We start from the raw sequence: 18,843 nt of genomic DNA on the forward strand, positions 1-18,843 counted from the left end.
GGCCAAATCCGCCTTGCCGGGACCTTAGCGGGCCAATTTCTGCGCCACCCGACTTTCGCCCCATTTTGGCATCAGGGTCTGATCGATACCGAGATGATCCAGCAGCCGGGCAACGATGAAGTCCACCAGATCCGCCACCGACTGGGGCTGGTGATAGAACCCAGGACTGGCGGGAATGATGGTCGCGCCCATCCGGGTCAGCTTCAGCATGTTCTCCAGGTGCAACTCAGAGTATGGAGCTTCCCGCGGCACCAGGATCAGTGGCCGGCGCTCCTTGAGGGCAACGTCCCCCGCCCGCTCAATCAGGTTATTGCTGGCACCGGTGGCCAACGCCGACAGGGTGCCGGTGCTGCATGGACACACCACCAGCGGGGCTGGCTCACCAGATCCGGACGCCGGCGGCGCAAACCAGTCCTCACGGCCAAACACCAGCAACTGTTGCGGCTGAGCCTGGAAATGTTCCGTCAGGGCCGCCGCCATGGCCTTGGGGGCACCGGGCAGCTTGAAGTCGGTCTCCGTTGCAATCACTACCTGGGCCGCCCGACTGACCATCAGGTGAACCCGACAGCCCGCCGCCAGCAGGCATTCCAGCAGACGCAAACCGTACTGCGCACCCGAGGCGCCAGTGAACGCCAGATTGACGGTGGTGATCGGGTTCGACATGGAGCCTCCTGTGTGTCGCTGTCAGTCCGTGGCGGCTCAGGCGCCGGTACGGTCCTTGAGTACGGCCACCAGCTTCCGATGGATGCCACCAAAGCCACCATTGCTCATGATCACAATATGGCAAGGCTGGGTCAGTTCCTCCAGGGTCTGTTCAATCAACCGCTCGACCGAGCCCAGCACCCGATGGGTGTCGTGGTCATCGGTGGCCTGCTGGTGTTCGCCGACCAGGGTATCCAGCCACGCCAGGTGCTGGAGGTTGGCCCACAACACCTTGTCGGCGGCACCGGCACTGGCCAGCAGGGACTGCTGGTGCACGCCCTGCTGCATGGTATTGGAACGGGGCTCGATCAACGCAACGATGGGCTCATCCCCTACCCGGTTACGCAGCCCCTCCAGAGTGGTGGCAATGGCGGTGGGATGATGGGCGAAATCGTCGTACACCCGCACGCCATCAATATCAGCCAGCAGCTCCATTCGCCGCTTCACCCCGGAGAAGCGGTTGAGCGCGGCAATGGCGTGGTCCGGGGTCACGCCGACGTGGCGGGCCGCGGCAATGGCCGCCAGGGCATTGCGGACGTTGTGGTGGCCGGTCTGCTGCCAGTTCACGGTGGCCACCGGTTGTTCGTGATGGAGCACCAGGAAGCGGCTGCCATCGTCCGCCAGCAGTTCCGCCCGCCAGTCGGTCGCCTCGCTTTCACTGCCAAGCGCCGTGGTCTGCAACCCACTCCAGCAGCCCAGCGCCAGCGCCCGATCCAGGTGTTCATCCCGACTCGGACGCACAATCAGCCCCTGGGATGGCACCGTGCGGACCAGGTGGTGAAACTGGCGCTCAATGGCCTCGACGCTGTCAAAGATATCGGCGTGGTCAAACTCCAGGTTGTTGAGAATCAGCGTACGGGGCCGGTAGTGGACAAACTTGGAACGCTTGTCGAAGAAGGCACTGTCGTATTCGTCGGCCTCAATAACGAAGAAATCACTGCTGCCGAGCCGGGCGGACACCGGAAAATCCTTCGGCACTCCACCCACCAGGTAGCCGGCATCGAAACCGGCCTGCTCCAGAATCCACAGCAGCATGGCGGTGGTCGTGGTCTTGCCGTGGGTGCCGGCCACCGCCAGAACCCAGCGCTTGCTCAGGACCTCCCGCGCCAGCCATTCCGGGCCGGACATGTAGTCGATGTTGCGGTTGAGGACCGCCTCCACCTCCACGTTGCCCCGGGACATGGCGTTACCGATCAGCACCAGATCCGGTTTTGGTTCCAGATTGGCGGCGTCGTAGCCGTCCATCAGGGCGATGCCCTGGGCTTCGAGCTGGGTGCTCATGGGCGGGTAGACCCCCTGGTCCGAACCGGTCACCGTGTGCCCCAGTTCGCGGGCGATGACTGCCAGGCTGCCCATGAAGGTGCCACAAATACCCAGGATATGAATGTGCATAACCATCCGCCCTTTACCAAGAAATCCGCCAGAAAGCCCACAACGATGCGCTCTCGATGGCATCCGCGATGGGGCCACAAGCCTCCCGTATCACCGTCACTCCGTCAAGAGTCAATTCCGGTTTCCACCACCATCGCCGCCATGAAAAACCCCCGCGTTTGACGTATCATTCGCGACATTCGCTCAACCAGCAGGAGGCGGCACTCAAGATGGCCATCAAGAACGCGTTTTATGCTCAGTCCGGCGGTGTCACCGCCGTAATCAATGCCAGTGCCTGCGGGGTCATCCAGACCGCCCGGAAGCACCCGGAACAGATCGGCAAGGTCTACGCCGGCCGCAACGGCATCATTGGCGCCCTGCGGGAAGAACTGATCGACACCAGCCTGGAGTCCGACGCAGCCATCGAAGCCCTGCTGCACACGCCAGGCGGCGCCTTCGGTTCCTGCCGTTACAAGCTCAAGAACCTGACCGAGAATCGCCGCGAGTACGAGCGTCTGATCGAGGTGTTCCAGGCCCACGACATCGGCTACTTCTTCTACAACGGTGGTGGCGACTCCCAGGACACCGCCTTCAAAGTCTCCCAGCTGGCGGAGAAAATGGGCTACCCGATCACCTGCATTGGCGTGCCCAAGACCGTTGATAACGACCTGCCGTTTACCGACTGCTGCCCGGGCTTCGGCTCCGTGGCCAAGTACATTGCCACCTCCACCCTCGAAGCCAGCCTCGACATCCGCTCCATGAGCGAGTCGTCCACCAAGGTGTTCATCCTCGAAGTGATGGGACGTCACGCCGGCTGGATTGCCGCCTCTGGTGGCCTGGCCGGGGAAGGCGAAGGCGAGCCACCCCACATCATCCTGTTTCCGGAAGTGCCGTTTGATCGCGAAGCCTTCCTCAAGCGTGTGGACTTCTGCGTGGAGAACTATGGCTACTGCGTGGTGGTCGCCTCTGAAGGTGCCCAGTACGAAGACGGCCGTTTCGTTGCCGAAGCCGGCTCCAAAGACGCTTTCGGCCACACCCAGCTCGGCGGCGTGGCCCCGGCACTGGCCAACATGGTGAAACAGGCTCTGGGCCACAAGTACCACTGGGCCGTGGCCGACTACCTGCAGCGGGCGGCCCGCCACATCGCTTCCGCCACAGATGTGGAGCAGGCCTACAAGGTTGGTCAGGCCGCCGTGGAGATGGCCCTGGCCGGCAAGCAGGCACTGATGCCCACCATTGTCCGCGAGCAGGCGTCCCCATACCGCTGGCACATTGGCGAGGCACCGCTGAGCGAAGTCGCCAACCAGGAAAAGAAAATGCCCATCCACTACATCACCGATGATGGCTTTGGCATCACCGACGACTGCCGTGCCTATCTGCAGCCGCTGATCGAAGGCGAGAGCTTCCCGCCGTTCGAGAAAGGCCTGCCCAAGGTGGCCAAGCTGCAGAACCAGCTGGTGGAGAAGAAACTGAAGGCCGAGTTCGATATCTGAACGGTCACCAGCCCCCCATGAAAAAAGGGACAATAACTCGTCCCTTTTTTTGTAAGCGCCAATCGGCGGATTCAACTGAGCCCTCAGCTGCCCGCCAGCGCTTCCTGCTGACGGACGAAGGCGAAGAACTCATCGCAACCGCCGACATAGTCATCGCCCACCAGTATCTGTGGCACCGTCACCACCGGACGCCCCAGGGTCTCCGACAGGTCTCCCTTGCTGATGCCTTCGGCAATCATATCGACAAAGCGATAGTCGTAGCCTTTGACCTCACACAATTGCCTGGCGCGGACACAAAAACCGCAGGACATGCGGCCATAGATGGTTACAGGTTCCATAGGTACTCCTCACGGGACCGTCGCCGCAGTCGGCGAGCGTCATCAGATTCGGGACGGTCGCCATAGTGCCACTGCCAGGTCAGAAAACAAACTGAAGCCTTTTGATGGCCACCATAGCCTGCAGCAATCGCCGCATTGCGGCGACTGCCATGCGGGCGTCAGGTCTTGAGCCGGCTCAGCTCGTTGTCCAGGGTTTCCACTTGCTGATCCAGCAACTGGCCGCTGTTACGCACCCGTTGCGCCAGGTCCCGCAGGTCATTGGCGGCATCGCCAATGGCGGTGAGGTTGCGGTTGATCTCCTCGCTGACTGAACTCTGCTCCTCGGCGGCGGTGGCCACCTGAGTCACGTGCTCAACGATAACGCCGATACGCTCAACCACCGTAGCCAGGGAGTGATCGGCCTCGCGGGTGCCGTCCACCGCCATGGTCGCCCGGTCCACCCCGGTCCGGATTACCGCCACCGTCTGGGTGACTTCCTGCTGCAGGCCATCGATCATCTGGCTGATCTCGTCGGTGGATTCCCGCGTCCGCGATGCCAGGGTTCGCACCTCATCCGCCACCACCGCAAAGCCACGCCCCTGCTCACCGGCCCTGGCGGCCTCGATCGCCGCGTTGAGGGCCAGCAGGTTGGTCTGCTCGGCGATTCCACGAATCACCTCCAGGATGCGGTTGATGTCATCACTGCGGCTGGCCACGTGGCTGATGGCCTGACTGGCCTGTTCCATATCCCCGGCGAGGGCGCCTACCCCATCCACGGCCGTTCCCAGGGTAGACTTGGTGAACTGAATCCCATCCTGGGCCTGGCGGGCGTTCTCCGCCGCTTCACCGGCGAAGCCGGCCACCTCACCGGCGGCCGCCGACATTTCGTTCATCGCCGTCACCACGCTGGCGATCTCCTGATTCTGGCGCTCGGTGTTCTCATCGGTCTCCACCGCAATGGCACCAACGTCCGATGCCTGACCGTGGACCTGCCGGTTGACCGCCTTGAGATCGTTCACCATGGTGCGCAAGCGCGCCAGGAAGCGATTGAAACCATCCGCCAGATCGATCAGTTCGGCGTGGGTGTCGATGGTCAGCTCCCGGGTCAGGTCACCCTCGGCGCCGGCCAGGTTCTGCATGCGGTCGCGGATTTCATCCAGCGGCCGGGTCACCGAACGCACCAGCACGATCAGGCCAATGATCGCCAGCACCGACACAATCACGCCGGCCAGCAGCTGGCGGCCGGCGGTGGCGGACACCGCATCGGACATCAGCGTATTGATCTCGTTCAGCTCCGCCAACGCCGCTTCCCGGGGCAGCTCGATCACCATCGACCAGACCGCATCGGTCTCCGCAAAGCGGATCGGATACGACACCGCCAGCATCTCGCCATCGTCGTAGCTGCCACCGTTGCGGTGCAACTCCTTGAGCACCTGCGCCTGCTCCGGCGCCGCCTCTGCCAGCGGCCGGCCCAGATTGTCCTCGTAGTGGCTGGCGGCGGCAATCAGCCCCATCTCACTGAGCAGAGTGACCCGGGACTGGCCATCGTAAAGCGAGCGGCTGACGGCCAGGATCGCCTCCTGCAGGGTCGACAGATTGATGTCCACCCCCACCACCCCGACGAACTGATCGGCATTGAGAATCGGCACCACCAGGCTGGTCATCAGCTCGCTGTAGCCTTCCTCGATCTCGTAGTTGTAGGGCTCCATGATGCAGGACGCCTTGGACTCCATGGAGCACAGGTACCACTCGGCCTCACGGATGCCGAACTCATTGCGGCCGTCCAGGTATTTTTCATCCGCATCGGCGGTGCGGGCAAATTCGATACCGTCATCGGGGGTGCGGTAGTAATAGATCTCAAGGGTGCCGGAATCGGAACTGTGATCCTCGACACCACCGGTGAAGTAGCGGTCCTGGCCGTCATAGCCGTCGGGCTCGAACTGGGCGTAGATCGCACTCAGGCCCGGTTCCGACGCCAGCACACCGCCAACAATCTCCTGCAGCGCCGGACGGCTGATACGGCTGTACTGGTCCGCCGCGACGTTGCTTTCCACCACATCCCGGACCACATCCGGTGTCTTGAACGCAGAGTCCAGCAGCCCGCTGACCTTCTCCCCATGCTCACCGGCGGTGGCCTGCAGACGATCCATCACGATCTCCTGCACCATGTCGGTTGTCGCACCAGAGAGTTCCGATTCCATCCGGTTCATCGACCACTGCGCTGTCACGATCAGACTGCCCCCCATCACCAACAGCAGGGCGATCACCAGGGCATACAGCTTAAGTTTAAGGGACAGCTTCTTCATGGATCGTTTAACCTGTCGTAGATCACTGATTCCCCATCAGGTTAGCGGTGGGTAGGCATTAATTCCACATGCGAATCATAAGGGAGTGTTGCGTTTGGCGTACCTGAGTCTGTTTGTCACCGCCTTTGTCGCCGCCACCATCCTGCCGGCGTATTCCGAAATTCTTCTGGGAGGGCTGGTACTGGAAGGGTATTCGGTGTTCTGGCTGTGGTTCTGGGCCACCGCGGGCAACACCCTGGGCTCGGTGGTCAACGGGATGATCGGACGCCAGGTGGACCGCTTCAAGCACCGGCGCTGGTTTCCGTTCTCACAGAAGCAGCTGCACCGGGCCCGGCAGCGGTTCAATCGTTACGGCCAGTGGTCACTGCTGTTTGGCTGGCTGCCGATCGGTGGTGACGCGCTGACGCTGATCGGCGGCATCATGCGGGTGCCCTGGCTCAACTTTGTCACCCTGGTAGCGATTGGCAAGGGCGCCCGCTACGCCGTGGTGCTGTGGCTGGTGGTCCAGGCCAATGGCGGCCCGGGGTAGAGACGCCCGGCTCAACCGGTTCTGTCGCCGCCGTCCTCCGGGTAGAGGTAGCGGCGCAGCAGGGGTTCGCCATTGAACTCTGCGCACAGCACGGCAATGAAGGTGTAGACCCCGATCAGTTTGCGGTTGAGGAACACGAATTCCTTGGGCGGGATGCGGAAGTAGCGACTGATGGCAGAGCGCGCGGCGTAACGGGCCACCCGCGACGGCAGATCGCTCTGTTTCCAGCGGTACTGGCCATTGTCGTTGACGGCTTCCGGCGGCCACTGGCCGCGATCAGCCTGCAACGGCTCCAGCACCGACATGCACACCTCACCGAAGGTCCGCAGCACGTCCTCCGGCCAGTCCCGGCTCATGAATCGAAGCTGCACCCCACCCTCGACCACCTGTTCGCGATCGCCTTCATAGGAGGCCTGGATCATATGGATCACCGGCTTGAGGAAACTGTCCGGGTAGCTCTGGACGGCGCCAAAATCCAGCAGCACGATCTGGTCGTGATCACGGTCTGCCCCGGGTTCGCCGGCAATGCGGATGCGGTAATTGCCGAAGTTGGGGTCGGTCTGGATTTCCCCCCACAGGAACAGTTCGCGGAAGAACAGCTCCAGCGCAGCCTGGCCCAGGGCATTGCGCCGCGCCAGCGGCAACTCCCGCACCGCCACGGAACTGACTGAATGACCCTGCTCATAGGTGGACGCAATCACATGGGCGGTGGAGTATTCCGGCAGCACCCGCGGCACCACAAAGCGGTCGTCGTCCGCCAGCAAGGCCCGGAATTTTTCTGTGGTCCGCGCCTCCAGCCGGTAATCCACTTCCCGGTGCATCATCTCTCGGACTTCTTCCAGCCAGTCGTTGAACTCCGGGCCAATGGATACCAGGCGGGCAATGCGCAGCAGTTGGGCCACGGAATTGAGATCACTGTCCACGGCATCGGCAACACCGGGATACTGCACCTTGAGCACCAGTTCCAGGCCATCGCTTCTGCGTCGGGCACGGTGGACCTGCCCCAGGGAGGCGGCGCCGATCGGTTCCGGGTCCACTTCCAGCTCCGCCAGCCGGTCGCTGCCGAGCTCGCGAGCAAGCACCTTGCGGATCGACGCCCATTCCAGGGAGGTGGTCTGGTCTTCCAGGGTGTGCAGGGCTTCGGTGACTTCCTCAGGCAGGAAATGCTCACCATACAGCGCCATCACCTGGCCAATTTTCACCACACTGCCCTTGAGTTTCCCCAATTCTTCCACCAGAAACTCGGCCTGGCTCGACAGCATCGCCCGATGACGCTGTTCGCGGGTCTCACGACTGCTCAGCCAGTTGGTGGCCAGGTGGGACGCCATGCGGGTACCGGCAAACAGTCCGGCCCGGGTCAATGACAGCCGGCGCTCAAAACTGCCGGTCTTGATTCGGGATACGCTGCTGCCTCGTCGCTTGGAAGTCATCAATGCCTTTCCGCTGGGAGAATGAAGCACGGTCGGAGCCCGTGTGTCGCCATTATACGTTCTGACCCTCGAGTTCAGGTTACAGCCGCGCCCGCCGTACGTCGACGCCGCAGCCAATGCATCCCCGTCACAGGGGGTATTAATTGATCAATTCCAAGACAGCCCTACCCGGCCACGGACCGTTACGATTCTATACACTTCATGATCGGGTTTGGCGCTAAGCTTGATTCATACAAGAACAAATTGAGCCTGCAGGTTATACAACAGGCCGAACTGACAACAGCGATACCCGTCATGCCTCACTCGTCACCCCAGCGCACTGACAGCGAACTCGGTGAGTTCCGCGTCAAGGGCGAGATCCCCGTTCCCATCCTGATTGTGTGGATGACGGCCGCGGCCGTGCCCGCCCTCAGTTTCTTTGCCTTTCGCGCCCACCTGCGCAGCGACCCCCAAACCACCTACGTGCTGCTGACCTTTGCGGTGTTGCTGGCAGCCAACGCCCTGATTCACTTCCTGGCAAACAGCGACACCCTGCTGCGGCGGGGGTTCATTCTGGTGATCACCGCGTTGTTCTGCTACCTGGCGGTGTTCGCCATCGAGAATGGCGCCGGGGTCATGTGGCTGTTTGCCTATCCCCCGATCATTTTCTACATCAGCGACTCCCGGGTCGGCATCATTGCCTGCGGTGGCGGCTGGCTTGGCCTCGCCCTGCTCTACTCCCCCGTCGGCGCGGCCATCATTGACACGCCTTACAGCGGCAGTTTTCGCCTCAGCATGATGATCGTTCTGGGCTTCGAGATGGTGAGCTGTTACCTGCTCGACCAGAGCCGGCGCCGCAGCAAGCTTGGCCTGATCCAGCTGGCGTCCCGGTTCGAGTATGCCGCCAAGCACGATGCCCTGACCGGCCTGGCCAATCGCCGCGAAGGTCACAACCGCATCGACAGCGAATACCAGCGCTACCTGCGCAACGGCCGAGGTTTTTCGGTCATGCTGATGGACATCGATCTGTTCAAGAGCGTCAATGACAACTACGGCCATCAGGCCGGGGACAGGATGATCAAACTGGTGGCCGAGTCGCTGCAGACGGAGTGTCGCCGGGTGGACATGATCGCCCGTTGGGGCGGAGAGGAGTTTCTGGTGCTGTTGCCGGAAACCGACACCGCCGAGGCCATGCAGATCGCCAATCGGGTACGACAGTCCATCGCCACCCAGGCCATCGAATTTGACGGTCAGGCCATCACCGCCACCATCAGTGTCGGCGTGGCCTCGATCCATGGTCATGAGACCATCGACCGGGTGTTGCAACGGGCGGATGAAGCGCTCTACCAGGCAAAAACCCAGGGCCGCAACCAGGTCTGCGATTCCGATGGCCGACACACGGCCGCGTGAGACCGCCGGTTACGCCGCCCAGCCGTCCTCGTGGCGGACATCCCCGGCGCCGAGTCGTCGCGCCAGCTCTGCCGACAGCGAGGTGGCCAGCGTCGCCACCGTGTGGCCGGCCGCGAAATCGCGAACCTGGCACATCGCCAGGCCCGCATAACCACAGGGATTGATGCGGCCGAACGGCGCCATGTCCATATCGATGTTCAGCGCCAGACCGTGGAAAGAGCAGCCCCGACGGACCCGCAGACCCAGTGAGGCAATCTTGGCCTCACCAACGTAGACCCCGGGTGCGTCCGCTCGTGGCGCCGACTCAATCCCCAACGGCGCCAGCACCGCCACAATGGCCTGTTCGATATGGTCCACCAGGTCACGAATCCCGAGCTTGCGGCGCTTGAGGTCGATCATCAGGTACACCACCAGCTGGCCGGGCCCGTGGTAGGTAACCTGCCCCCCACGATCCACCTGGATCACCGGAATATCGCCAGGCGCCAACAGGTGCTCGGCCTTGCCGGCCTGCCCCTGGGTGAACACCGGAGGATGCTCCAGACACCAGAGCTCGTCCAGCGTGTCGGCATCCCGCTGTGCGGTGAACTGCTGCATCGCCTGCAGCGTTTCGGCATAAGGTTGCAGGCCCAGATTCCGAACCACCAGCGCCGTCACGATTACAGCACCATGTGAACGCGGCCGCTGGCTTTCAGCTCTTCGAACAGAGCTTTGAGCTGCGGTTCGCCAGTGGCCACGATGGTCAGCCGGACCGAAGTAAAACGGCCATTGCGGCTGGGGTTGAGACGAATGTTCTCTTCCCGAAGGCCAGGGGCATGACGTTCCACCACGGTCACCACGAAATCGCGGAAATCCGGCGCGGCGTCCCCGATCACCTTGATCTCATAATCACAGGGAAACTCGATTTTGGGAGCTTTGGGCTCGGTCATCTGATACCTCCGCGGCTGGCTGGTGCCGGTTTCATGCAAACAATTGTACGAAAAACAGCTTAATGGCATCCCAGAGCCGCTTGAACAGGCCGCCTTCCTCAACGGTCTGCAAAGCCAGCACCGGCTGATCCACCACCGTCTTGCCATCCAGGCTGACCCGGACCTGTCCCAGCTCATCGCCTACGGAGACCGGCGCCTTGATCACGGTGTCCACATCCACCACCGACTCCAGGGAATCCATCGAACCGCGGGGAATGGTGACAAAGACGTCGTCCTTCACACCCAGTGACAGGCTGTCCGCCTGACCGCCCCAGATACGGCTGTTCAGCAGTTCCTGGCCAGCGCTGAACAGTTTACGGGACTCATAGTAGCGGAAGCCGAAATTAAGCATCTTCTGCACTTCCTGAGCCCGGGCGTTGTTGCTGGGCGTACCCATCACCACCGCAATCAGACGGGTGTCGTTACGCACAGCGGAAGCCACCAGGCAGAACCCCGCCTCTTCGGTGTGACCGGTCTTCAGGCCATCCACGCTGGGGTCGCGCCACAGCAGCGAGTTACGGTTGGGCTGACGGATGTTGTTGTAGGTGAAATGCTTCTGGGCGTAAATCGGGTAGTTGTCCGGGTAGTCATTGATGATGGCACGGGCCAGCACCGCCAGATCGTGGGCGGTGGAAAAATGATCCGGGGACGGCAAACCGGTAGCGTTGGCAAAGTGGGTATCCCGCATGCCCAGCAACTGCGCCTGCTGGTTCATGATGTCGGTGAAAGCCTGCTCGCTGCCGGCAATAAACTCCGCCAGCGCCACCGAGGCATCGTTGCCGGACTGGATGATCACCCCCTTGAGCAGATCTTCCACCTTGACCTGGGTGCCTTCCCGCACGAACGTCCGGGAACCTTCGGTTTTCCAGGCATTGACGCTTACAGGCACCATGTCGTCGAGACTGATACGGCCCTCATCCAGCTCGCGCTCAACGATGTAGGCGGTCATCATCTTGGTCAGACTGGCCGGCGGCAGACGCTCGCCGCTGTTGCCTTCCATGATGATATCGCCGCTGCGGGGGTCCATCAGGATGTAGGAGCTGGCGCCGATCTGTGGCGGCGAAGGAATCAGGGGAGCCTGTGCCATCGCCGGCAAGACCGGCATCAGGACCATCAACAGGACAAAGGAAAGTGCGCGAGTAACAGAAATGTGTGCCATGGGTCCGTTCATCGTTGGTTATACAAGTTCGGTTCAGTAAGACCAGGGACGGTTCCCCCTGGCCCAGGGTTGAGCCGGTCTGGGTTAGCGGGTGTCCGTAAGCAGAATGGAATCCACAAACCCCCGGTCCGCCAACTGCTGCCGGGTCCGTGATGCGACATCGGAATCCTGGAAGGGACCCACCTGCACCCGATGGAAGCGGCCGGCATCGGTTTCCACCGACCGCACCCGCACCTGCGGTCCCACCAGAGCGACCGCACGATCCGCCAGCCGTTGGGCGGGGTCCCGGTTGCTGAAGGAACCCAACTGCACAAACAGGGCGTTCCCCGGCGGCAACGCTGGCGTGACAGCCGGCGTGGTCCCGGCAGATCCGGGGTTTGACGGCATGCTGACGGTGCCTTCGCCGGCAATGGAGACAGCGCCATCCGGCGTTACCGTGATGGCGGCCACCTCAACCCGGGCCGTGCCCCGGTTGTGATAGTCCAGTTTCTTGGCCGCGGCGTAGGACAGGTCAATCAGGCGGTCGTCATGGAACGGACCGCGATCGTTCACCCGCACAATCACCGAGCGTCCGTTATCCAGGTTGGTGACCCGGGCGTAGCTGGGAATGGGCAGGCTCTTGTGGGCGGCCGACATGGCGTACATGTTGAACACTTCGCCGTTGGAGGTCTTGTGGCCATGGAACTTCTCGCCATACCAGCTGGCCACGCCCTGCTGAAGATAGCCGTCGGCACTGGCCATGACCGTGTACTGCTTGCCCCAGACCGTGTAGGGGGACCGGTTGCCGGCGGAGCGACGGGGTTCATAACGCGGGACCGCGTCCGCCAGCCCGGAGACATCAAATTCCCCGGACGGCGCCCGGTCCTGGGACAGGGTATAGCGTGAATCCTGGCTCGGCGTGGATGTACAGCCAGCCAACCACATCATCAGCGTTATCACCATCAGCCAGCCGAAGGGACGGCCGCGCACTTCTCGAGCTTTCACGGACTACCGTTTTCCTGTTCCAGTTCCGACCCCTTAAACCACCCCGTCACCGGGGCAATACCCACTACGCCAATGCTACCAGTTCTTGCCCGGCCACACAGTCTCAACCCCGTATCCACAGACTGACCGGGCGTCGATACCATACCACGCAGCCCAAAGACCCAACATTACCCGGCATCCACCTGGCCCCAGAGGTCCCTAGGCAGTGATCATGCGCCGGTGGGTGTGGATCGACATCAACACCCCGAATGCCGCCATCAGCGTCACGCTGGAGGTTCCACCGTAGCTGATCAGCGGCAACGGCACCCCCACCACCGGCAGCAGACCACTGACCATGCCGATGTTGACAAAAATATAGATAAAGAAGGTCATCGTCAGCGCCCCGGCCAGCAGCCGGCCGAACGAATCCTGGGCGTTCACCGCGATGTACAGGCACCGCAACATGATCAGCAGGTACACCGACAACAACACCAGCATACCGATAAAACCAAACTCCTCCGCCAGCACCGCGACGATGAAGTCAGTATGGCTTTCCGGCAGGAATTCAAGGTGGGACTGGGTGCCCTGCAGCCAGCCCTTGCCACTCCAGCCGCCGGAGCCGATGGCGGTCTTCGACTGAATGATGTTCCAGCCGGCGCCCAGCGGGTCACTTTGCGGGTCCAGCAGGGTCAGAACCCGCTGCTTCTGGTAATCCCGCATCACGAAGAACCACATCAGCGGCGCCGCCACCGACACCATGCCCAGGAAGGCGGTGATCAGTTTCCAGCTGATGCCGGCAAAGAACACCACAAACAGGCCGGCAGCGCCTACCAGCAACGCCGTTCCCAGATCCGGCTGCTGCACGATCAGCCCCATCGGCAACAGCACAATGGCCAGGGCAATCGCCACCTGGGACAACCTCGGCGGTAAAAAGTGCCGCGACAGGTACCAGGCGGCCATCATCGGCACCACCAGCTTCATCAGCTCCGAGGGCTGAAACCGTGGCAGACCGGGCAGTGCCAGCCAGCGCTGAGCCCCCTTGGCGCCCACTCCCACGGCCAGTACCGCCACCAGGGCGCCAAGCCCGACCAGATACAACCACGGCGCCCAGCGCCGGTACACTGACGGATCAAGCTGGGCGAACACCAGCATCACCACCAGCGCCACACCCATCCGCACCGCCTGGGCTTCAACCACGGCAAAGTTACGGTCGGCGCCGCTGTACAGCACCACCATGCCGCCGGCAACCAACGCCAGCAGCAACAGCAACAGAATCGGGTCCAGGTGCAGGATCGACCACAGCCCACGACGACTGCCAAGGCCGCCGCTGGCCCGCTGACTGAACAGTTGACTGCCGGTCACCGGTCGCCCTCCGTTGGCAGTGCGCTGATGGAAACCACCTCATCCTCCTCCGGGAAACCGTCGATCCAGGCATCAAACAGTTCGCGGGCCACCGGCGCCGCGGTACTGCTGCCACCACCGCCATTCTCGACGATGACCGACACCACGATTTCGGGATCATCCACCGGCGCAAAGCCGACAAACAGGGCATGATCCCGCAGCCGCTCGCGGATTTCGTCGGCGTCGTACTCTTCGTCCTGGGCCAGACTGAACACCTGGGCAGTGCCGGTCTTGCCCGCCATGCGGTAGGAAGCACCAGCGCCGGAACGCCGGGCCGTGCCACGACGACCGTGCATGACTTCCTCCATCGAATCCACCACAAACTCCCAGTCGTCCTGATTCTTCAGCACCATGTCTTCCCGGGTGGCCTCCGGCAACACCGCAGCGAGGGGGTCGTCACCAACCACATCCCGCAGCAGCCTGGGCTGCACCCACTGTCCCCGGTTGGCCATCACCGCGGTGGCAGTTGCCAGTTGCAGCGGAGTCGCCAGCATAAAGCCCTGCCCAATGCCCAGATTGACCGAATCCCCCGGGTACCAGGGTTCGTTGCGGGTAGCCCGCTTCCAGTCCCGGGACGGCAGCAGCCCGGGCAGCGCGCCACGGACGTCCAGCGAGGTGTCCTCGCCGAAGCCGAACTGGTCTAGGTACTCGTACATGGTATCGATGCCCATCCGCACGGCGGCATCGTAGTAATAGATATCACAGGATTCCGCCATCGAACGGGTCAGGTCGACCCAGCCGTGACCACCCCGCTTCCAGTCGCGGTAGCGACGACCACCGGATTTGAGCTGAAAATAGCCCGGGTCCCACACTTCCCGCTCCCGGGTGGTCACGCCGCTGTCGAGAGCGGCCACCGCCATCATTGGCTTGATGGTGGACCCGGGCGGATATTGCCCCCGCAACGCCCGGTTGAACAGCGGCTTGTCGTGGGAGGTGCTCAGTTCGCGGTAGGCCGCCACGCTGATGCCGGTGACGAAGAGGTTGGCATCGAACCCCGGCACACTGGCCAGGGCCAGCAGGCCGCCGGACTCCGGATCAATCGCGACAATCGCTCCGCGACGACCGTCCAGCAGTTGGTAGGCCAGTTTTTGCAGCCGCAGGTCCAGGTGCAGCTTGAGATCTTCCCCGGGCACCGGGTTCTCCCGTGACAACACCCTCAGGGTACGGCCACGGGCGTTGGTTTCCACGTGCTGGTAACCCACCTTGCCGTGGAGCTTGTCTTCATAGAAGGATTCGATGCCGGACTTGCCGATGTAGTTGGTCCCGGCGTAGTTCACCGGATCAATCCGCTGCAGCTCTTCCCGGTTGATGCGGCCAACATAGCCCAACGCGTGGGAAGTGATCTCGCCGTGGGGGTAGTAGCGCACCAGCTCCGCGGCCACTTCCACCCCGGGCAGTTCGTGACGGTGCACCGCCAGCGCGGCAATTTCCTGTTCGTTGAGGTCATAGCGCAGGGGCAGCGCCTGATAGGGTCGGCGGGGTTCGTGCATTCGCCGCTTGAAGCGCTCCACATCCTCTTCGGAGACACTGAGCAGCCGCGACAGCGTGGCGAGGGTGACCTCCAGGTCTGGCACCCGCTCGGGCACGATGGTGACACTGAAGACCGGACGATTCTCCGCCAGCAGGGTATCGTTGCGATCGTAGATCAGACCGCGGGTGGGAGGAACCGACTGCACCTGAACCCGGTTCTTGTCCGACAGGGTGGTGTAGGTATCATGCTCCACCACCTGCAGCTGGTACATCCGCGCCACCAGCCCGCCCAACATCAGCAGTACGATCGCCAGGGCCACCAGCGACCGACGCTGGAACAGGCGGCGCTCGGCGGCGGTGTCTTTGAACTCGCCCCAGGGCATGGCGGTTTCCTAAGCGCGGTGGTACGGGTGGTTGCGGGTAATGCTCCAGGCGCGATACAGCTGCTCGGCCAGCAGGATACGCACCAGCGGATGAGGCAGGGTCAGCGGCGACAGCGACCACAGCTGGTCAGCCCGTTCACGACAGACCTGAGGCAGGCCATCCGGCCCGCCCACCAGGAAGCTGACATCACGACCATCGAGCTGCCAGGCTTCCAGTTGCTGGGCGAGTTTCTCCGTCGACCAGGGCCGACCGCCCACTTCCAGCGCCACCACCCGGTCGCGCTCGCCGGCAGCCGCCAGCAGGCTGTCGCCCTCTTTCTGCATCAGCCGGGGAATGTCCGGGTTCTTGCCCCGGTGCGCCATGGCAATCTCGGTCAGTTCCAGGGGCAGCTCCGGCGGCATCCGCCGGGCGTATTCCTGATAGCCCTGGGTGACCCAGTCCGGCATCTTCTGGCCGACGCACAAAAGGCGCAGCCGCATTATTCGCTGCCAGCCGCACCCAGGTCGGGAGCATCGCGCCAGAAGCGCTCCAGATCGTAGAACTCGCGGGTCGCCGGCATCATCACGTGCAATACCACGTCGCCGAGGTCCACCAGAATCCAGTCACTGGCCTTGTCCCCTTCCACGTTGGCTGCGCGAACGCCCTGCTCCTTGGCCTCTTCGACCACGGATTCCGCCAGCGATCGGACGTGCCGGTTGGAGGTGCCGGAAGCCAACACCATGTAATCGGTCACGCTGGTACGGTCGCGGACATCGATCACGCTGATGTCCTGCGCCTTGATGTTTTCCAGCGCGGTTACCACCAAGTCTTTAAGCTGCTCTGCCTGCATAATCACCCTGTTAGTGGGCCGGCGGCGGGCGCCGTCGACCTCAATGTCGTCTCAAGGCGGGATTGTAGCACTAAGAAACGTGGCCAGACGACTGGCGATCACCGCAATAACGATACAACCCGCGCTGGCGAATCGCCTGCCACACCGCATCAGGGATCAGGTAACGGGGCGAACGGCCATCGGCGATACGCTCCCGCACACCGGTGGCGGAGATCTCCAACAGCGGCAACTCCAGAAAATGACAGCGTCCGGCCGGGGCCTGGTGCAGCGCTGACAGGTCGGCACAATGGCGCTCGGCGAGCAATCGTGCCGGCGCACTGTCCGGGTCAAGCTCAACGCCGGGACGGGCTATTACCAGCAGGTGGGCCAGTTGGGGAATCTGCTGCCAGTCCTGCCAGCGGTCAAAGCCGGCGAAGGCATCGGTACCCACCACCATCACCAGGGGCTCGTCCGGCCCCAGCTCGGCCCGCAACTGCCGCAGAGTGATGGCGGTGTAGGAGGCACCGTCACGAGTCAGTTCCTGATCATCGATCCGCAACCCAGGCTCTCCGTCCACCGCCAGCTGCAGCAGCGCCAGGCGGTCGGCGCTGGTGGCGCCAGGGCTGGCCCGATGCGGCGGAATGTGGCAGGGCACCAGGCTGAGCGCCGGCACCTGCAACCGCTCCCGCAACTCCACCGCCAGCCGCAGGTGACCGTTGTGTACCGGATCGAAGGTGCCGCCGTAGATTACGTGCATAATCGTCTCAGCTGACCGCCGGATCAGGTACGGATGTGGCCGTCACCAAACACCACGTACTTCTGCGATGTCAGGCCTTCCAGGCCAACCGGGCCACGGGCATGGATCTTGTCGGTGGAAATGCCGATCTCCGCCCCCAGCCCATACTCGAAACCATCCGCAAAGCGTGTCGAGGCATTGACCATCACCGAGCTGGAATCCACCTCAGTCAGGAACCGGCGCGCCCGGGTAAAGTTCTCGGTCACAATGCAGTCGGTGTGCTGGGAGCTGTAGCGGTTGATGTGGGCAATCGCAGCATCCAGGCCCGCCACCACTTTGACCGCCAGGATCGGGGCCAGGTACTCCTCACTCCAGTCCGCCTCCGTGGCCGCCACAACCTGTGGCAGGATTGCCTGGGTCGCGGGGCAACCACGCAGCTCTACGTCCTTGGCACTGAAAGCTTCCGCCAACAGCGGCAACAGGTCGGCTGCAATTTCCTCATCGACCAGCAGGGTTTCCATGGTGTTGCAGGTACCGTACCGCTGGGTCTTGGCGTTGACGGCCACGGCCAGAGCCTTCTCCGGATCGGCATGACTATCGATGTAGACGTGGCAGATACCGTCCAAATGCTTGATCACCGGCACCCTGGCGTCAGCGCTGATGCGCTCGATCAGGCCCTTGCCGCCGCGCGGCACGATCACATCGACGAACTGCGGCATGGTAATCAACTCACCCACCGCAGCCCGATCGGTGGTTTTGACCACCTGCACCGCGGTCTCCGGCAGGCCGGCCTCCGCCAGCCCCCGCGCCAGGCACGCGGCAACGGCCTGATTGGAGTGAATGGATTCGGAACCGCCCCGCAGAATGGCCGCATTGCCGGACTTGAGACACAGGCTGGCGGCTTCCACCGTCACGTTGGGGCGGGATTCGTAAATGATGCCGATGACACCCAGCGGCACCCGCATCCGCCCGACCTGGATACCGGACGGACGATAGGTCATGTCGGTGATCTCACCAATCGGGTCCGGCAATGAGGCGACCTGGCGCAGGCCCTCGATCATGGTGTCAATGCGAGCCGGGGTCAGTTCCAGGCGATCCAGCATGGCCGGGTCCAGGCCGTTTTCCCGCCCCTTGTCCAGATCCTTGATGTTGGCCATGGTGAGTTCATCGCGGGCGGCGTCCAGAGCCTCAGCCGTCGCCAGCAAGGCCTGGTTGCGCATCGCGGTGGTCGAGCGTGCCACCAGGGTCGCTGCGGCCCTTGCCTGCTCGCCCAGTTCCGCCATGTATGCTGCAATTTCCATCTCATTACCCCAGCAAGAAACATAGAACGCCCTACTTTACCTGTACCGGGTAAAGTACGCACCCCGTGGACGCGGTCTCCGGACCTCTCGCCGTTCGCGACACACCGCCAATCCCCGGC

At 62.8% G+C, this 18,843-nt stretch carries 18 protein-coding genes; 3 read left to right on the forward strand and 15 right to left on the reverse strand.

Annotated features, from left to right (window positions below):
* Window positions 1-24: 24 nt before the first annotated feature.
* On the reverse strand, window positions 25-663 hold the full coding sequence (locus MLD24_RS13095) for a flavin prenyltransferase UbiX (protein ID WP_248167009.1): 639 nt from the start codon (window positions 661-663) through the stop codon (window positions 25-27).
* A 36-nt stretch (window positions 664-699) separates the two neighbouring features.
* Window positions 700-2,094 carry a UDP-N-acetylmuramate:L-alanyl-gamma-D-glutamyl-meso-diaminopimelate ligase gene (mpl, locus tag MLD24_RS13100; RefSeq protein WP_248167011.1) on the reverse strand — a complete coding sequence of 465 codons (1,395 nt, stop codon included), beginning with the start codon at window positions 2,092-2,094 and terminating at the stop codon, window positions 700-702.
* Window positions 2,095-2,303: 209 nt separating this feature from the next.
* Here mpl and MLD24_RS13105 point away from each other — a divergent pair, with 209 nt between their 5' ends.
* Window positions 2,304-3,566 (forward strand): 6-phosphofructokinase, encoded by a 1,263-nt coding sequence (locus MLD24_RS13105; RefSeq protein WP_227172196.1) that lies wholly within the window; start codon window positions 2,304-2,306, stop codon window positions 3,564-3,566.
* An 83-nt stretch (window positions 3,567-3,649) separates the two neighbouring features.
* Here the strand turns inward: MLD24_RS13105 and MLD24_RS13110 are convergent, their stop codons facing one another.
* Complete coding sequence (locus tag MLD24_RS13110) at window positions 3,650-3,904, reverse strand: GrxA family glutaredoxin (RefSeq protein ID WP_248167012.1); 255 nt, start codon at window positions 3,902-3,904, stop codon at window positions 3,650-3,652.
* Between the two features lie 158 nt (window positions 3,905-4,062).
* Window positions 4,063-6,189 (reverse strand): methyl-accepting chemotaxis protein, encoded by a 2,127-nt coding sequence (locus MLD24_RS13115; protein ID WP_248167013.1) that lies wholly within the window; start codon window positions 6,187-6,189, stop codon window positions 4,063-4,065.
* Window positions 6,190-6,283: 94 nt separating this feature from the next.
* Here MLD24_RS13115 and MLD24_RS13120 point away from each other — a divergent pair, with 94 nt between their 5' ends.
* Window positions 6,284-6,718 (forward strand): YqaA family protein, encoded by a 435-nt coding sequence (locus MLD24_RS13120; protein ID WP_248167015.1) that lies wholly within the window; start codon window positions 6,284-6,286, stop codon window positions 6,716-6,718.
* A gap of 11 nt (window positions 6,719-6,729) precedes the next feature.
* On the opposite strand, the gene MLD24_RS13125 is transcribed toward MLD24_RS13120, so the two are convergent.
* Complete coding sequence (locus tag MLD24_RS13125; protein ID WP_248167017.1) at window positions 6,730-8,148, reverse strand: ABC1 kinase family protein; 1,419 nt, start codon at window positions 8,146-8,148, stop codon at window positions 6,730-6,732.
* A 294-nt stretch (window positions 8,149-8,442) separates the two neighbouring features.
* Here MLD24_RS13125 and MLD24_RS13130 point away from each other — a divergent pair, with 294 nt between their 5' ends.
* Complete coding sequence (locus tag MLD24_RS13130; RefSeq protein ID WP_248167019.1) at window positions 8,443-9,537, forward strand: GGDEF domain-containing protein; 1,095 nt, start codon at window positions 8,443-8,445, stop codon at window positions 9,535-9,537.
* Window positions 9,538-9,546: 9 nt separating this feature from the next.
* On the opposite strand, the gene lipB is transcribed toward MLD24_RS13130, so the two are convergent.
* The 10 genes from lipB to MLD24_RS13180 all read right to left on the reverse strand — a co-directional run bounded on the left by lipB (window position 9,547) and on the right by MLD24_RS13180 (window position 18,724).
* Entirely contained in the window at window positions 9,547-10,191 is a 645-nt protein-coding gene (lipB, locus tag MLD24_RS13135) for a lipoyl(octanoyl) transferase LipB (RefSeq protein ID WP_248167021.1), read from the reverse strand.
* A gap of 2 nt (window positions 10,192-10,193) precedes the next feature.
* The gene (locus MLD24_RS13140) at window positions 10,194-10,463 is read right to left on the reverse strand and encodes an HP0495 family protein (protein ID WP_227172204.1); all 270 of its coding nucleotides are present in this window, start codon (window positions 10,461-10,463) and stop codon (window positions 10,194-10,196) included.
* 31 nt (window positions 10,464-10,494) lie between these two features.
* A complete protein-coding gene (locus MLD24_RS13145; RefSeq protein WP_227172205.1) occupies window positions 10,495-11,661 on the reverse strand; it encodes a D-alanyl-D-alanine carboxypeptidase family protein in 1,167 nt (388 codons plus the stop codon).
* Window positions 11,662-11,745: 84 nt separating this feature from the next.
* A complete protein-coding gene (locus tag MLD24_RS13150; protein WP_282450640.1) occupies window positions 11,746-12,603 on the reverse strand; it encodes a septal ring lytic transglycosylase RlpA family protein in 858 nt (285 codons plus the stop codon).
* A gap of 240 nt (window positions 12,604-12,843) precedes the next feature.
* The gene (rodA, locus tag MLD24_RS13155) at window positions 12,844-13,986 is read right to left on the reverse strand and encodes a rod shape-determining protein RodA (protein ID WP_248167023.1); all 1,143 of its coding nucleotides are present in this window, start codon (window positions 13,984-13,986) and stop codon (window positions 12,844-12,846) included.
* A complete protein-coding gene (gene mrdA, locus MLD24_RS13160; protein ID WP_248167025.1) occupies window positions 13,983-15,878 on the reverse strand; it encodes a penicillin-binding protein 2 in 1,896 nt (631 codons plus the stop codon). Before mrdA ends, rodA begins: the two co-directional genes overlap by 4 nt.
* 9 nt (window positions 15,879-15,887) lie before the next feature.
* Window positions 15,888-16,358 carry a 23S rRNA (pseudouridine(1915)-N(3))-methyltransferase RlmH gene (gene rlmH, locus MLD24_RS13165; RefSeq protein WP_248167027.1) on the reverse strand — a complete coding sequence of 157 codons (471 nt, stop codon included), beginning with the start codon at window positions 16,356-16,358 and terminating at the stop codon, window positions 15,888-15,890.
* Window positions 16,358-16,708: a ribosome silencing factor gene (gene rsfS / locus MLD24_RS13170; RefSeq protein WP_248167029.1), complete on the reverse strand. Its 351-nt coding sequence runs from the start codon at window positions 16,706-16,708 to the stop codon at window positions 16,358-16,360. The genes rlmH and rsfS overlap by 1 nt, the downstream gene beginning before the upstream one ends.
* 70 nt (window positions 16,709-16,778) lie before the next feature.
* The gene (gene nadD / locus MLD24_RS13175; protein ID WP_248167031.1) at window positions 16,779-17,444 is read right to left on the reverse strand and encodes a nicotinate-nucleotide adenylyltransferase; all 666 of its coding nucleotides are present in this window, start codon (window positions 17,442-17,444) and stop codon (window positions 16,779-16,781) included.
* A gap of 23 nt (window positions 17,445-17,467) precedes the next feature.
* Entirely contained in the window at window positions 17,468-18,724 is a 1,257-nt protein-coding gene (locus MLD24_RS13180; RefSeq protein WP_248167033.1) for a glutamate-5-semialdehyde dehydrogenase, read from the reverse strand.
* Window positions 18,725-18,843: the final 119 nt, after the last annotated feature.

Origin of the sequence: Marinobacter xestospongiae, from assembly GCF_023156385.1 — a bacterium.
GTDB classification, from domain to species: Bacteria; Pseudomonadota; Gammaproteobacteria; order Pseudomonadales; family Oleiphilaceae; genus Marinobacter; species Marinobacter xestospongiae.